A 14,235-nucleotide genomic window follows, 5' to 3' on the forward strand; every position below is an offset into this window, starting at 1 on the left:
GCCTCATAATAAGGCATCATCTTTTCTATACTTGCGGTTCAGATTCTACTTTCTCAACCTTCTTCTTGTTTTTCCCCTTTTTCAAACGACGGTTTTCAAGCATTAACCAAATTTGAGAGGCAACGAAAACAGAAGAGTACGTACCTACAATTAATCCAACAAGTAACGCAAACGAGAAGTTACGTAGTGACTCACTACCGAAGATAAGCAGTGCAATTACTGGGAATAACACTGTTAATACGGTGTTAATCGAACGACCAAGCGTTTGGCGGATACTTGCATTTACAATCTCTTCTAGGTCTTTTATATCGCGCACTCGTTTTTTCTGTTTGTATAATTCACGGTTTCTATCAAATGTAACAATTGAGTCATTAATAGAATAACCGATGATTGTTAGTACTGCAGCGATAAACGTTAAGTCTACCTCTAGTTGGAAAATACTAAACATAACAACCATAACGAATGCATCATGTAGTAACGCAAGCACTGCAGATAACGCATACGTAAATCGGAATCGAATACTTACGTATAAAACGATAACTGCAGAAGCAATCAGTACAGCGATAAATGCATTTCGTGCAATTTCTTTACCGATTGTCGGTGAAACTGTACTTATGTTTGGATCTGTACCATATTTATCGTGGAAGAATGTTTTTGTTTTGGCAATTTCATCTTTTGATAAAACACCTAATGTACGAACTGCGAAACCTTTATTGTCATCTCCAGTCGGTACAATATTTTCTTCCTTCACATCAATGTTCAATTCTTTAAAATCTTTATGAACATCAGATACCGTAACGGCTTGTTTTGATTGCAAGTCAATACGTGTACCACTTGCAAAGTCAATCCCAAGATTCAATTTGAAAATTGGTAAGATAATTGCACCCGCAATTACAACTACAATTGAGAAGATAAGGAATTTATGACCGATATTCACGAAGTTAATACGATCAAATCTCGTTGGCGGATGCACTACACCTTTTGTTAATGGAATAATATCCTTTTGTTTCACACCAAAATATCCTGGTTTTTTATCGAAGTAACGGCTCTTTACAAGTAAACCTAGTAAGAAACGAGTACCGAATACGTTCGTAATAAAACCAACTAAAATACTTACGATTAAACTTGTTGCGAATCCTTTTACAGAGCTATTACCATAAACGAATAACACACCAGCTGCTGCAAGAGTCGTAACGTTTGCATCTAAAATTGTTGCTAATGAACGATGGTTACCAGCTCGGAATGCCGACATCATGGACTTACCAATTTTCAGCTCTTCTTTCAGTCTCTCGTACGTAATAATATTCGCATCAACTGCGATACCTACTCCGAGCACTAACGCCGCAATACCTGGCAACGTAAGAACTGCATGCATCCAGTTAAAGACAAGTAATGTAACGAAAATGTATAAACCTAACATAATAACCGCTACAAGTCCTGGTAAACGGTAGAATACAAGCATAAATAAGAAAATAAGAGCGATACCAATCGCACTAGCGAAAATCGTTTGCTCTAACGCTTGTTGACCAAATTTCGCTCCAACAGATGTTGAATACATTTCTTTTAAATCAACAGGAAGTGCACCTGCATTTAATAAAGATGAAAGTTGTTTCGCACTTTCAACTGTGAAGTTTCCACCTACGATAGATACTTCAGCTTGGTTAAATACTTGGTTTACTGTTGCTGCTGATAAGAACTTTGGATTCGGTTTTGCAGATTCTGCTTTATACGAATCTTTTCCTTCTTCAAAATCAAGCCAAATTACCATTAAATTCGTTGGTGGTGGCATTTTAGAAATTTTTTCAGTTACTTCACGGAATTTTTCAGCGCTTTTTAGTGTAAGACCTACGCTCGCACGGCCTTGCTCATCAAATGTTTGCTTCGCTCCGCCGCCTTTTAAATCCGTTCCATCCATAAGAAGGTTATCATCCACATCACGGAATGTTAATTTCGCTTGTGTTGATAACATTTCACGTGCTTTTTGCTGATCTTGTACACCAGCAAGCTGTACACGAATTCGATCTTGCCCTTCGATTTGAATGTTCGGCTCACTTACACCGAGAACATTGACACGATTTTCAAGAGCACCTACTGTACTTACAAGTACGTCTCGATCGATTTTATCACCTTTTTTGGCTGGTTTTACTTCATACAGAATTTCAAAACCACCGCGAAGGTCTAGTCCTAGACTAATTCCTTTTGCTATGTCTTTTCCTGCCGCACCAATTACTCCACCGATTAATAAGACGATGAGGAAAAAGGCGGCAATTCTCGTACCACGCTTTGCCATATGTACCCTCTTTCTGCTACTAACACTTTCAATAAATCTTTTACGATTCACTGCTATACGTGTGCATACGCCTAGTTAGTAGACTTCCTTTCTATAATTTTTGCTAGCTCATCACTAGCTGTATAGGTAAGCTTTTACACTCCCTACACTTTCATCATTTATTTTCCTCTTCACTACCTCCTTTATATATAATCTTAGACACAATTATTTCCTCTTTATCAATACATATCATTATACTGCAAAAGGAAGAACAAACCAATTGCAGTCGGTTATTTATTTTCGTACTCATCAAATGACCAAAGCGGTGCTTGGTAAGCTTCAACAGTTAAATATGTCATATATTCATTAGTACTTACTGTTAATACGTCATTAACTAATTCATACAATCTAACATCGCTGTCTATCTTCTTCCACTTTTTCACTTTGAGAAACTTCCAAATGTCATCATCTGTTACTCGGTCGTAACCGAACATTTGAAACTCTTCTACTTTACTTTCTAAAACGACTTGTAACTGTCCGCGGTATGATTCTACCAAAGCCTCTCTATCTAACATTTATAACATCTCCTTCTTATTTCAGCACGAAAAAGTCGCTTTAATCCCGCTCTAATGGACAGCAATAACTACTTTCAAGAGCACTATCATACTTCACTCTCTTAAATGCTTGTCATTCTTGTCTCGTACGTGCATATAAATTATTGTAAATCATTCCATTGATTTTGAGAAGGTAGGAGAAGAACATGACGAGACAAAGCTTTTTAAAAGGCGCATTTATTTTAATGATAGCCGGCTTTATTACAAAAATACTTGGCTTTATCAACCGCATAGTAATGGCACGTATTTTAGGAGAAGAAGGCGTTGGTCTTTATATGATGGCCGTTCCTACATTCATTTTAGCAATTACATTGACACAAATTGGTCTTCCTGTCGCAATCGCAAAGTTTGTAGCAGAAGCGGAAGCTGTAAACGATAAACAAAGAGTTAAAAAAATATTAACCGTATCACTAGCTGTTACATCCGTTATTAGTATCATTTTAACAATCGGAATTATGTTCCTCACGCCTATTTTAGCAAAAACATTATTAACCGACGAAAGAACATACTATCCATTAATGGCCATTTTGCCCGTTGTCCCGGTTATTGCTGTTTCTTCTGTTTTGCGTGGTTACTTTCAAGGGAAACAAAACATGAAACCTAGCGCTTATGCGCAAGTTCTAGAACAAGTCGTCCGCATTACCATTATCGCTATATGCATCCAGTTATTTTTACCTTACGGCATAGAATACGCTGCAGCCGGCGCTATGTTATCAGCTGTTCTCGGTGAAGTTGCATCCTTATTATTTTTACTCACGTTATTTCAGCGAGAAAAACATTTATCAATACGCTCTGGATTTTTCACTACTGTAAAGGAAAGCAAAGGGACATTTTATTCTCTGATGGATATTGCCCTTCCAACTACAGGAAGTCGTTTAATCGGCTCCGTTTCATATTTTTTTGAACCTATTGTCGTTATGCAAAGCTTAGCAATCGCTGGTGTCGCTGCTTCTGTTGCAACCCAGCAATACGGTATATTAAACGGTTATGCATTCCCGCTTCTATCACTACCCGCCTTTATTACATACGCTCTTTCTACAGCGCTCGTCCCTTCTATTAGTGAAGCAATGGCAAAAAGACAACATAAATTAGTGGAGCACCGTTTACAACAAGCACTTCGAATTTCATTAATTACCGGCGGATGGTCTGTCGTTATATTATACGTATTCGCTTCTCCTGTTTTAACTCTTATGTATGGATCAGACAGCGCAACAGCATTCATTCAACTTCTTGCGCCTTGCTTTTTATTTCATTATTTCCAAAGTCCACTTACCTCTGTTTTGCAAGCTTTAAACTTAGCAAGGGCTGCAATGATGAATACATTTATTGGTGCCATCGTGAAATTAATCGTTATTTTTGTACTAGCATCAAGGCCAGAATTTCAAATGATGGGGGTTGCACTTGCTATCGCTGCAAATATTGTAACAGTAACATTTCTTCACTACGCTACTGTTTTAAAAAAGATTACATTTACCATTTACGCAAAAGACTATATTTTCGGCGGACTTGCCATCGGTATCGCAGGCGCCTTCGGTTTTTATCTCCATAAATATATTATTTTCTCTCATTCCCTTGGCATACAAACATTATGGGAAATCACTTTAACAACAATTGTTTATATCGTACTTCTCTTCACTTTCAAACTCATTCGAAAAGAAGAGTTAAGTCGTCTCCCTATCATTCGTAAACTTTCATTTTTGAAATAAGATGAAACTTTAATCAGTGGGGTAATCTCCACTGATTATTAGTTAAACCAATCATTCTTACTCTTTCAAAGGATAAATCTCTAATTTTCTTTTACATCAACAAAAAATTGTCCGTTTTGAAAACTACAGTATAAAATTTGTGTTACATCGTTATAACCTAAGTTTTTTAATTTCTCAATAAGCCATTCATCTGTATGCTCAATCATTTGTAAATGACTAGATTGAATTTCTCCATCAATAATAAGTGGAAGCGTAAACTGTAATGTATCTTGTTTATTTTTTTGTTTTTGAAAGACAGATAACTTCCCAGACGGTTCCAAAATAGCATATTCTACATCCCGAATATCTCCAACTCCTTGTTCCCTTAATTGCATCATTAAATCATCTATATTATACCGTTGCTTTCTCATCTTCTTTTCATCAATCTTCCCCGCGTTTACAAGAATAGCTGGCTCACCTTCTATTAAATGCCGAAAGCGTTGATACTTTAGGGAAATGACTGACAAAATAATTTGGATGCACATAAGAAAAGTCATCGGAACTAATTGATGCCAAAGTGATTTATCGGTATTTTCAATTGCCACTACGGCCATTTCTCCAAGCATAATAAATACGACTAAATCTAATACACTTAGCTCTCCTATCTCACGTTTACCCATAAGACGAAAAATAATTAAGATGATGATATACAAAAGCATTGTCCGTCCAATTATTGATATCCATTCCATTTCTACATCTCCTTTTTTACGTATAGACTCCCCTATAAAAAAGAAACTAGTCTAACTTGGGCAAAAGGAAAATATGCTTGTATTAAAAAGGGGGAATGCATAAATGGATGGAACGAAAAAATTATCAACTGCAATTGGCTTCGGTATTGTTACACTACTAATTCTCGCATCTATTACTAGTATGATTATGGCTCTTTTATTAAAGTTTACAAATATAAATGAAGGGACATTAACCGTTACTATTTTTATACTCGCTCTTTTATCTATGCTTATGTCTGGATTTACTGCCGGCAAAAAGGCTCAAGGAAAAGGTTGGCTAGTAGGTTTCACAACAGGGCTCACATTCACTATACTCGTCTTTCTAGTTAACTATTTAGGCTTTTCTCAAACCTTATCGAACTCACAATTACTTTATCAATTAGCATTAATGGGGGCGAGTACACTCGGTGGTATTTTCGGTGTAAATATGTCAAAGCAAAGTAACTAAAAAAGGCCCTGCACATTTCATGCAGGGCCTTCCACATTAGTTTTTCACAACTTCACGAATCGCATTGCGATCGAAAGTTAAGTGTGAACCACCAGATTTAATAACGATTTTCGTCTCATCTACTGATTCGATTGTACCGTGTAAACCACCGATTGTTACGATAGCATCACCTTTTGCTAACTCACTTTGCATTTGAGCAACTGCTTTTTGACGTTTTTGTTGCGGGCGAATTAATAAGAAATAGAAAATCGCAAACATCGCAACGATCATAACGATATTCATCATACCTGCATTCATCTTTTGTTCCTCCTTTTAAATTATGTATTAGAAGTTTTTAGCATTCGGTTTATTAAAGCCATACTGTTCAAAGAACTCTTCGCGGAAATCGCCAAGACGGTCTTCACGAATAGCTTGTCTCACCTGCTCCATTAAGTTTAACAGAAAATGAAGGTTGTGATAAGACGTTAAACGAATTCCGAACGTTTCATCACATTTCATTAAATGACGAATATACGCACGTGAGTAGTTTTTACATGTGTAGCAATCACAGTTTGGATCAAGCGGACCGAAGTCTCTTGCGAATTTCGCATTTTTTACAACGAGTCGACCTTCACTTGTCATACATGTACCATTTCGAGCGATACGAGTTGGAAGTACACAGTCAAACATATCAATACCACGAATTGCACCATCGATTAATGAGTCAGGAGAACCTACACCCATTAAGTAACGAGGCTTATTATCTGGAAGAAGTGGTGTTGTAAACTCAAGTACACGGTTCATAATATCTTTCGGTTCACCAACAGATAAACCACCTACAGCGTAACCAGGGAAGTCCATTGAAACAAGGTCTTTCGCACTTTGACGACGAAGCTCTTCGTACTCCCCGCCCTGTACAATACCGAATAAACCTTGATCTTGCGGACGTTCATGCGCTTTTAAGCAACGTTCTGCCCAGCGGCTCGTACGCTCTACAGATTTCTTCATATATTCAAAAGTAGCCGGGAATGGCGGACACTCATCAAATGCCATCATAATATCCGAACCTAATGCATTTTGGATTTCCATCGCTTTTTCTGGTGATAAGAATAATTTATCTCCATTTAAGTGATTACGGAAGTGAACGCCTTCCTCTTCAATACGACGGAAGTCACTTAAACTGAATACTTGGAAACCACCAGAGTCTGTTAAGATTGCACGATCCCAGTTCATAAATTTATGCAAGCCGCCTGCTTCACGAATAATTTCATGACCTGGACGTAGCCATAAATGATACGTATTACTTAAAATAATGCCAGAATCCATTGCTTTTAATTCTTCCGGTGACATTGTCTTAACTGTCGCAAGTGTACCAACTGGCATAAATGTTGGTGTATCAAATGAACCGTGCGGTGTATGCACACGACCTAAACGGGCACCCGTTTGTTTACATGTCTTAATAAATTCATAACGAATTGCTGTCATAACTTACTCCTTTTATTTGTTTCTCATTTTAGCGTGAGATGCAACGAACATTGCATCACCGAAGCTAAAGAAACGATATTTTTCTTTTACTGCTTCATTATAAGCATGAAGTACATTATCTCTATTTGCAAATGCACTTACAAGCATGATTAATGTTGATTTCGGCAAGTGGAAGTTTGTAATTAAACCATCAATTGCTTTAAATTCATATCCCGGATACATGAAAATATCTGTCCATCCAGAAGCGGCGCAAAGCTTACCGTCATGATCTGTTGCAATTGTTTCTAACGTACGAGTTGATGTCGTACCTACAGTAATAATACGTCCACCATTCTCTTTTACACGATTTAATAATGCCGCTGTCTCTTCAGACATATGGTAATATTCTGCGTGCATATGGTGTTCTTCAATCGTGTCTGCAGAAACTGGTCTAAATGTTCCAAGCCCTACGTGAAGTGTAATGAATGCCAACTGAACGCCTTTTTGCTTTAACTTCTCAAGTAACTCTTCTGTAAAGTGAAGTCCCGCAGTCGGCGCTGCTGCTGAACCGATTTCTTTCGCATATACTGTTTGATAGCGATCGCGATCTTCTAGCGTCTCTTTAATATATGGAGGAAGTGGCATTTCCCCAAGTTCATCTAAAATTTCATAGAAGATGCCGTCATATGAAAATTCAAGCTGACGTCCACCTTGATCTGCAGTTCCTGTGCAAATTGCTTTTAATTTCCCTTCGCCAAAAGAGATAACAGTTCCTTCTTTTACACGTTTCGCTGGCTTTACAAGCGTTTCCCACTTATCGCCTTCTTCTTGTTTTAAAAGAAGTACTTCAATGTGCGCGCCTGTATCTTCTTTCACACCGTGCAAACGAGCAGGCATAACTTTCGTTTCATTTAAAACTAAGCAATCCCCCTCATGTAAGTAAGAAAGAATGTCCGTAAAATGTTTATGCTCAATATCACCTGTTTCACGGTCTAACACCATTAATCTTGATGTTTCACGATCTTCTAACGGGACTTGTGCAATAAGTTCTTCTGGTAAATGAAAATCAAACAGATTTATATCCATAGCTATATCCACCTATTTCTTATTTAAATCGATTTATTATATACATAATAAAAGATAGTACAATACTTAACACAATACATGTAATGATAGGAAAATAAAAGGTAACGTTTCCTTTTTTCACAAAAATATCGCCTGGAAGCCTGCCAATGAACTTCCAAGCTAATCCAACAACGATGAGTAAGATTCCCGCTGTAATAAGCATTTTGGGCATCTCCATCATACTTTTGGCATCTCCATTCCGAAATGTTCATACGCAAGCGGCGTTACAATTCGGCCCCTTGGCGTTCGTTGTAAAAAGCCAATTTGTAATAAATACGGCTCATACACATCTTCAATCGTATGAGATTCTTCTCCAATTGTTGCTGAAACCGTTTCTAATCCAACTGGACCACCACGGAATTTCTCAATAATACCAAGCAGTAATTTATGATCAATATGATCTAGACCTAATTTATCTACTTGCAGTAGCTCTAATGCCATTTGCGTAATTTCCATCGTAACCGTTCCGTTACCACGAACTTGCGCGAAATCACGTACACGTCTTAAAAGACGATTCGCAATACGAGGTGTACCACGAGCACGTCTTGCAATTTCTAATGCAGCTAACGAATCGATTTCAACTTCAAACACTTCTGCTGTACGTTCAACAATCGCAGAAAGCTGATCTACTGTGTAGTACTCTAACCTTGAAAGTACACCGAAGCGGTCACGAAGCGGTGCCGATAATGCTCCGGCGCGTGTCGTTGCTCCAACTAATGTAAATGGCGGTAAATCTAGGCGTACAGAACGTGCTGAAGGCCCTTTTCCAATTACGATATCAAGGCAAAAGTCTTCCATCGCAGGATACAATACTTCTTCAATTGATCTATGCAAACGATGAATTTCATCAATAAATAATACATCCCCTGGCTGAAGCGCTGTTAATACAGCAGCTAAATCTCCTGGTCTTTCAATCGCGGGACCTGAAGTTGTTCTAACATTAACGCCCATCTCATTTGCAATAATATTCGCAAGCGTCGTTTTACCAAGACCTGGTGGTCCATATAAAAGCACGTGATCTAACGTTTCTTCACGCATTTTCGCTGCTTCAATAAATACTTCTAAATTATGTTTCGCTTTATCTTGGCCAATATACTGACGGAGCGTCTGTGGCCGTAATGAATATTCTAAATCCGCATCTTCATATGCAGATTCCCCTGAAAGGAGACGTTCGTCCATTATACTCACCTCTTACCATTTAGTAAAAGACTAAGTGCCTTTTTAATATACTGATCCGTCGTTAATGATTCTTTTAATAACTCTGGTACAACGCGAGAAACTTCGCGTTCTGCGTATCCAAGTGCGCGCAGAGCTTCCAGTGCCTCATCAAGCTCAGCTGATGAACCTTTCTTCTCATCAAAACGTTCTGTGTCTGAGAATAAATCCACAAATGCATCTGGTACGACATCTGCTAGTTTTCCTTTTAAATCTAAAATCATTTGGCGTGCTGTTTTCTTTCCGACGCCTGGGAATTTCACTAAAAACTTCTCATCTTCATGCTCAATCGCTTGAACGACCTGTCCTGTTTGACCAGAAGCTAAAATTGCAAGAGCGCCTTTTGGCCCAATGCCAGACACGCCTAACAACTTTGTAAATAATAAACGCTCTTCACGTGTTTTAAACCCGTAAAGTGCCATAATATCTTCTCTCACATAATGATATGTATAGACACGGATTTCTTGCTTACTTCTTTGAAATACATACGGATTTGGTGTGAAAATTTGATAACCAATTCCATTATGGTCAATTACGACATATTCCGGCCCTACATACTCCACGTAACCTGTAACATATTCAAACAAAATACGATCTCTCCCTCTTAAATCATGTATTCCATTTTAACATATTTAATGATAGAAAAGCGAGACTGCCCCAACAAATGTTCTCCACTTGAAACTTCTGTTATTTTCCATTGACAGAAAGATTAAAGCACCTTAATATACAGAGGTCGATAATGATTATCAATACTAATTAAAGGGGTTACATCAGGATGAAACGTAAGCTATTTATTTTATTTACTATTATGCTTGTTGTTCTTTCTATCGTTGGCTGTTCTTCTCAAAAAGAAGAATCAAAAGCAAAAGAACAACCGAAAACAAAAGTTGTAAAACATGCTAAAGGTGAAGCTACAATTCCAGTAAATCCAAAGAGAATTGTTGACTTATCTGGATCAACAGAAGAACTATTACTTCTTGGACACAAACCTGTTGGTACAGCAAATACATATAAAGATAAAATCCAAAATCACTTAACAGACAAGTTAGATGGAGTAAAAGCAGTGGGTTGGTACTGGGCACCTAAAGTTGATTTAGAAGCTGTTACTGCTTTAAAACCAGACTTAATTATTTTAAACAACCGTCAATTAAAAATTTATGATCAACTAGAAAAGGTTGCACCTACAGTTGTTCTAGAAACAAACTTAGAAGACTGGCGTGGTAAGTTTAAAGAAGTAGGTAAGCTATTTGACGAAGAGAAGAAAGCAGACAAATGGATTGCAGACTACGATAAGAAAGCAGACTCTTTATCTAAAAAAATTAAAGAGAAAACAAAAGATGAGAACTTTATGTTCGTTGCAGTTACACCTCAAAACTTCCGTGTATACGGCAGCTTCGGATACGGTGACATCATCTTTAACGACTTAAAACTTCCTGCAACAAAAGGTACAGATTTAAAACAAACGATGGCGCAAGTATCACTAGAAGGTCTAGTTGCATTCCAGCCTGATCAAATGTTTATTGTAAACTTCGGCGGCGAAGCTGATAAAGTGTACGAAGACTACAAAAACAGTGCCGTTTGGAAAGACAATAAAGCAGTTAAAAATAATCACGTATATGAAGTATCAAATGAAGTCTTCAATACGAAAGCATTCAATCCAATTGGAAAAGATATGCTAATTGATGAAATCGCAAAAGAAATTTTAGCTAAAAATAAGTAAGAAAAAGCAGCTCACCATGAGCTGCTTTTTTTCTTATTTTGCACTGCGTATTGTTTCATTTTTTCAATCGTCTTTACAAAACCTTCTTTTGATTTAATCCGAATACCACGCTTCAATTTCGCACGCTCATAACTCTCAAGCTTTTTCATATCAATTTGAAAGAAAGAATGGATCGCATTATCACTTTTTGGCACACCTTTGAAAATTTGTAATATCCCTTCCTCTGAAACACCAAAATATCCGCTCGTTTTCAATAACGGAGAAATATCATCAACTTTCTTTTGTAATACGATTTGTACATCATCACGATCAACAAGTTGCCATTCTTTATATTGCTGTAAAAACTTTTCTAAATCCGCTACTTTTTCTGTAAGTATTTCCTCACTTACTTCTCCATCAACATACATACGCTCTAATAAAATTGTAACCTCAGGTTCTTTTTCCGTTACTTCTGGTACTGGCCCTTCCGCCTTCACATTCGTTTCATAAACGAAACAAAACATCATAACGAAAGCTTGCATCGCAATCAGTATCCATTTCATTTCCGTTCACCTCTTTTAGGCAAGATCATACTTTCATTAGTAGTTTTTCCGGAAATGGTGGTTTTATCCATATTACATTTCTTTCGAAAAATAAAAAATGCAGATAAGGGTTTACCTCATCTGCATGTATCATTTACTTTTATATAAAATGAAAGACGCCTGCAAAGCAGGCGTCTTGATGCGTTTACGGCGAGAGACCAGGCGACCACATTCGCGTGTTTAGCACTTAAGCATATCTCTCGTCTTACGTAAATTAGCTCATCGCTTTGTTAATATAACATTAATAAATTATAAGTGCAACATGTTTATAAAAATATTTTATTCCCTCTTTTATCCAACTGAATAATATGTAAATTATAAATTGATAAAAGTAATATATATGTTACAATTAATATAACAGCGAAATCATAATAAACCGGAGATGGATATTGTGAAAAAAATAAAGGATGAACGTCTCATTCTGAAAACATTAAAAAACATACGTATTGCCTTTCTTTTTCAATCGCTTGGTATAATTGGCATTTTAGGCTATATCGGATTCACTGAAGGAATGGATCAAATTACGAAATCTCCATTATGGCTATTATTTATTCTTACAAGTATCGTCCTTAGTTATTTACAGTTAAGTGTTTCAATCGATGTAGAAGAAAGTGAAAAGGAAATAAAGTTAACTCCTTATTATAAACTTGTCTTCCGCTCCCTTATTGTAGGAATCGTTATGGCTATTATTTATATTATTTTCAGTCCAGAAAGACCACTGTTTGAAGCTATTTTAACAGGTAGTATTCTTTTCATATGCTTTTTAGTTTCTTACTCCGTTAGTTATTTTATTAAAAAACGTCGTTTACAAGACAACGATGAATAAAGAGGAAGGGCTCACCCTTCCTCTTTTGTTTTGTTATCGCACTGTACCAGTTAAACCGTAACGAATGTCTCGGAACATATTCACTATGTCACGATTAAAATCGTTTGTAACTGTACCGTTACGTAGACGCGTACTCATTGCATCGACACGAGTAAACATATCATTTCTTACAGAAACATATACGTTTCTGTTTCCAACTTCATTTGAAACCGCTTGACGAATTTCGTTCGCCATCGCCGTTTCATTTGTCACTGTGTTACGTGGTTTTACCGCAATCGCTACATCGTTTCCATATACAACTGTAGACACACGGTCTACGTTATTCATACGTTTCACACGATTTGTTATTCTTTCAGCTGTTTTACCATCATTGTTAATGTATGAATTGTTCATTGTAATATTACGAGTTGGATGCGGATTAGCAATTTGTCCATTGTAATTTACATCTCGATAATAATTGTATCCTGTATCGTTACGACCATTTCTATATGTTACATAATCTGTATAACGATCATTACGTGTCACATTATCACGATACTGGTGTGTATCATTATAAGATGTACGTTCGTAATTGTAGTTACGTCCATCCATTGCATTGTTATCTTTCGGTGTACCACATGCAGCTAATGCACTGGTAACTAACAAAGAAGCAGCAATCACTTTTACTTTCGTATTCAATACAAAAACCCCCTCTGTTAGAATGAGCTTCTCTACTGAAAAGCTCCCTCTTATGATGAGTAACAGAGAAGGTTTTTACACTGTTAATATTTCACTGGGAATTTTCTAGCACTTCATAAAAAAACTGCATTTTCTTAATTAACACGAATGCAAAAAAGGCGGGAATACTCCCGCCTTTTTAAACTTCTTCGTCCTCTTCTTCTGAAACGGGCTCTCCAAATACATTTGGTGGATCTGGTTGATAATACATCGTTCCTGGCTGTGGTGCATATGCAGACTGAGTTGGTTGATAATATAAAGGATTCGCATATTGCGGACCACCTGGTTGTGGACTATATAGTCTACTTTCTCCTCCGCATCCACAATCTTCCTCTCCCGGCACAAGCGGCGGCATATTATTATCCATTGGCATCATATTCGGATTTGGCATAGACGTATATTGTGGTCCAAACGGCGCTCCTTGCTGATATGGCATTTGATATGGATTTGGTTGTTGATAATACGTATTCGGCGGCATCATGGGCTGTTGATACGGCATTTGATATGGCATCATATTCGGTGGTTGATTGTTATCCATTATCGGCATTATATTCGGCATTTGATTGTTATCCATTATCGGCATCATATTCGGCATTTGATTGTTATCCATTATCGGCATTTGATTGTTATCCATAATTGGCATCATATTCGGCATTTGATTGTTATCCATTATCGGCATCATATTCGGCATTTGATTGTTATCCATTATCGGCATCATATTCGGCATTTGATTGTTATCCATAATTGGCATCATATTCGGCATTTGATTGTTATCCATAATTGGCATTATATTCGGTGGTTGGT

The 14,235-nt window shown here is 37.1% G+C and carries 15 protein-coding genes; 4 read left to right on the top strand and 11 right to left on the bottom strand.

Annotated elements, in window-relative coordinates; translation table 11 throughout:
- Nucleotides 1–25: 25 nt before the first annotated feature.
- A complete protein-coding gene (gene secDF, locus QCI81_RS09025; RefSeq protein WP_353810669.1) occupies nucleotides 26–2,290 on the bottom strand; it encodes a protein translocase subunit SecDF in 2,265 nt (754 codons plus the stop codon).
- A 269-nt stretch (nucleotides 2,291–2,559) separates the two neighbouring features.
- Nucleotides 2,560–2,844 carry a post-transcriptional regulator gene (locus QCI81_RS09030; RefSeq protein WP_000886979.1) on the bottom strand — a complete coding sequence of 95 codons (285 nt, stop codon included), beginning with the start codon at nucleotides 2,842–2,844 and terminating at the stop codon, nucleotides 2,560–2,562.
- 185 nt (nucleotides 2,845–3,029) lie between these two features.
- Between QCI81_RS09030 and spoVB the strand changes: the two genes are divergently transcribed.
- Nucleotides 3,030–4,589, top strand: a complete 1,560-nt coding sequence (spoVB, locus tag QCI81_RS09035) for a stage V sporulation protein B (RefSeq protein ID WP_000198301.1) — start codon at nucleotides 3,030–3,032, stop codon at nucleotides 4,587–4,589.
- 80 nt (nucleotides 4,590–4,669) lie between these two features.
- Here spoVB and QCI81_RS09040 read toward each other — a convergent pair whose 3' ends face one another.
- A complete protein-coding gene (locus tag QCI81_RS09040; RefSeq protein WP_000454821.1) occupies nucleotides 4,670–5,317 on the bottom strand; it encodes a DUF421 domain-containing protein in 648 nt (215 codons plus the stop codon).
- 103 nt (nucleotides 5,318–5,420) lie between these two features.
- On the opposite strand from QCI81_RS09040, the gene QCI81_RS09045 reads away from it, so the two are divergent.
- Entirely contained in the window at nucleotides 5,421–5,804 is a 384-nt protein-coding gene (locus tag QCI81_RS09045) for a TIGR04086 family membrane protein (RefSeq protein WP_000349148.1), read from the top strand.
- A gap of 36 nt (nucleotides 5,805–5,840) precedes the next feature.
- Here the strand turns inward: QCI81_RS09045 and yajC are convergent, their stop codons facing one another.
- Genes yajC through ruvA form a run of 6 tightly spaced genes read right to left on the bottom strand, consistent with a single transcriptional unit; the run spans nucleotide 5,841 to nucleotide 10,174 of the window.
- Complete coding sequence (gene yajC / locus QCI81_RS09050) at nucleotides 5,841–6,101, bottom strand: preprotein translocase subunit YajC (RefSeq protein ID WP_000991115.1); 261 nt, start codon at nucleotides 6,099–6,101, stop codon at nucleotides 5,841–5,843.
- A gap of 27 nt (nucleotides 6,102–6,128) precedes the next feature.
- Entirely contained in the window at nucleotides 6,129–7,268 is a 1,140-nt protein-coding gene (gene tgt / locus QCI81_RS09055; RefSeq protein ID WP_000125365.1) for a tRNA guanosine(34) transglycosylase Tgt, read from the bottom strand.
- Between the two features lie 12 nt (nucleotides 7,269–7,280).
- A complete protein-coding gene (gene queA, locus QCI81_RS09060) occupies nucleotides 7,281–8,333 on the bottom strand; it encodes a tRNA preQ1(34) S-adenosylmethionine ribosyltransferase-isomerase QueA (protein ID WP_353810670.1) in 1,053 nt (350 codons plus the stop codon).
- Nucleotides 8,334–8,352: 19 nt separating this feature from the next.
- On the bottom strand, nucleotides 8,353–8,553 hold the full coding sequence (locus QCI81_RS09065) for a DUF2905 domain-containing protein (protein ID WP_000970410.1): 201 nt from the start codon (nucleotides 8,551–8,553) through the stop codon (nucleotides 8,353–8,355).
- Entirely contained in the window at nucleotides 8,550–9,551 is a 1,002-nt protein-coding gene (ruvB, locus tag QCI81_RS09070; protein WP_000344450.1) for a Holliday junction branch migration DNA helicase RuvB, read from the bottom strand. The genes QCI81_RS09065 and ruvB overlap by 4 nt, the downstream gene beginning before the upstream one ends.
- Nucleotides 9,552–9,556: 5 nt before the next feature.
- The gene (gene ruvA / locus QCI81_RS09075) at nucleotides 9,557–10,174 is read right to left on the bottom strand and encodes a Holliday junction DNA helicase RuvA (RefSeq protein ID WP_000464511.1); all 618 of its coding nucleotides are present in this window, start codon (nucleotides 10,172–10,174) and stop codon (nucleotides 9,557–9,559) included.
- A 188-nt stretch (nucleotides 10,175–10,362) separates the two neighbouring features.
- Between ruvA and QCI81_RS09080 the strand changes: the two genes are divergently transcribed.
- Nucleotides 10,363–11,307, top strand: coding sequence for an iron-hydroxamate ABC transporter substrate-binding protein (locus QCI81_RS09080; protein ID WP_000823606.1), 945 nt, complete (start codon nucleotides 10,363–10,365; stop codon nucleotides 11,305–11,307).
- Nucleotides 11,308–11,318: 11 nt separating this feature from the next.
- Here the strand turns inward: QCI81_RS09080 and QCI81_RS09085 are convergent, their stop codons facing one another.
- On the bottom strand, nucleotides 11,319–11,849 hold the full coding sequence (locus QCI81_RS09085; protein WP_000871172.1) for a BofC C-terminal domain-containing protein: 531 nt from the start codon (nucleotides 11,847–11,849) through the stop codon (nucleotides 11,319–11,321).
- A 430-nt stretch (nucleotides 11,850–12,279) separates the two neighbouring features.
- Between QCI81_RS09085 and QCI81_RS09090 the strand changes: the two genes are divergently transcribed.
- Nucleotides 12,280–12,714 carry a hypothetical protein gene (locus tag QCI81_RS09090; RefSeq protein WP_023523099.1) on the top strand — a complete coding sequence of 145 codons (435 nt, stop codon included), beginning with the start codon at nucleotides 12,280–12,282 and terminating at the stop codon, nucleotides 12,712–12,714.
- A gap of 33 nt (nucleotides 12,715–12,747) precedes the next feature.
- On the opposite strand, the gene QCI81_RS09095 is transcribed toward QCI81_RS09090, so the two are convergent.
- The gene (locus QCI81_RS09095; RefSeq protein ID WP_001093537.1) at nucleotides 12,748–13,392 is read right to left on the bottom strand and encodes a YhcN/YlaJ family sporulation lipoprotein; all 645 of its coding nucleotides are present in this window, start codon (nucleotides 13,390–13,392) and stop codon (nucleotides 12,748–12,750) included.
- Nucleotides 13,393–14,235 lie beyond the last annotated feature (843 nt).

This window comes from Bacillus cereus group sp. MG20 (genome assembly GCF_040459885.1).
GTDB classification, from domain to species: domain Bacteria; phylum Bacillota; class Bacilli; order Bacillales; family Bacillaceae_G; genus Bacillus_A; species Bacillus_A cereus.

Coding starts and splice junctions, on each gene's coding strand:
- spoVB (WP_000198301.1), top strand. CDS start 3,030: ATGACGAGACAAAGCTTTTTAAAAGGCGCATTTATTTTAATGATAGCC.
- QCI81_RS09065 (WP_000970410.1), bottom strand. CDS start 8,553: ATGATGGAGATGCCCAAAATGCTTATTACAGCGGGAATCTTACTCATC.
- QCI81_RS09030 (WP_000886979.1), bottom strand. CDS start 2,844: ATGTTAGATAGAGAGGCTTTGGTAGAATCATACCGCGGACAGTTACAA.
- ruvB (WP_000344450.1), bottom strand. CDS start 9,551: ATGGACGAACGTCTCCTTTCAGGGGAATCTGCATATGAAGATGCGGAT.
- QCI81_RS09080 (WP_000823606.1), top strand. CDS start 10,363: ATGAAACGTAAGCTATTTATTTTATTTACTATTATGCTTGTTGTTCTT.
- QCI81_RS09085 (WP_000871172.1), bottom strand. CDS start 11,849: ATGAAATGGATACTGATTGCGATGCAAGCTTTCGTTATGATGTTTTGT.
- secDF (WP_353810669.1), bottom strand. CDS start 2,290: ATGGCAAAGCGTGGTACGAGAATTGCCGCCTTTTTCCTCATCGTCTTA.
- queA (WP_353810670.1), bottom strand. CDS start 8,333: ATGGATATAAATCTGTTTGATTTTCATTTACCAGAAGAACTTATTGCA.
- tgt (WP_000125365.1), bottom strand. CDS start 7,268: ATGACAGCAATTCGTTATGAATTTATTAAGACATGTAAACAAACGGGT.
- yajC (WP_000991115.1), bottom strand. CDS start 6,101: ATGAATGCAGGTATGATGAATATCGTTATGATCGTTGCGATGTTTGCG.
- QCI81_RS09045 (WP_000349148.1), top strand. CDS start 5,421: ATGGATGGAACGAAAAAATTATCAACTGCAATTGGCTTCGGTATTGTT.
- QCI81_RS09040 (WP_000454821.1), bottom strand. CDS start 5,317: ATGGAATGGATATCAATAATTGGACGGACAATGCTTTTGTATATCATC.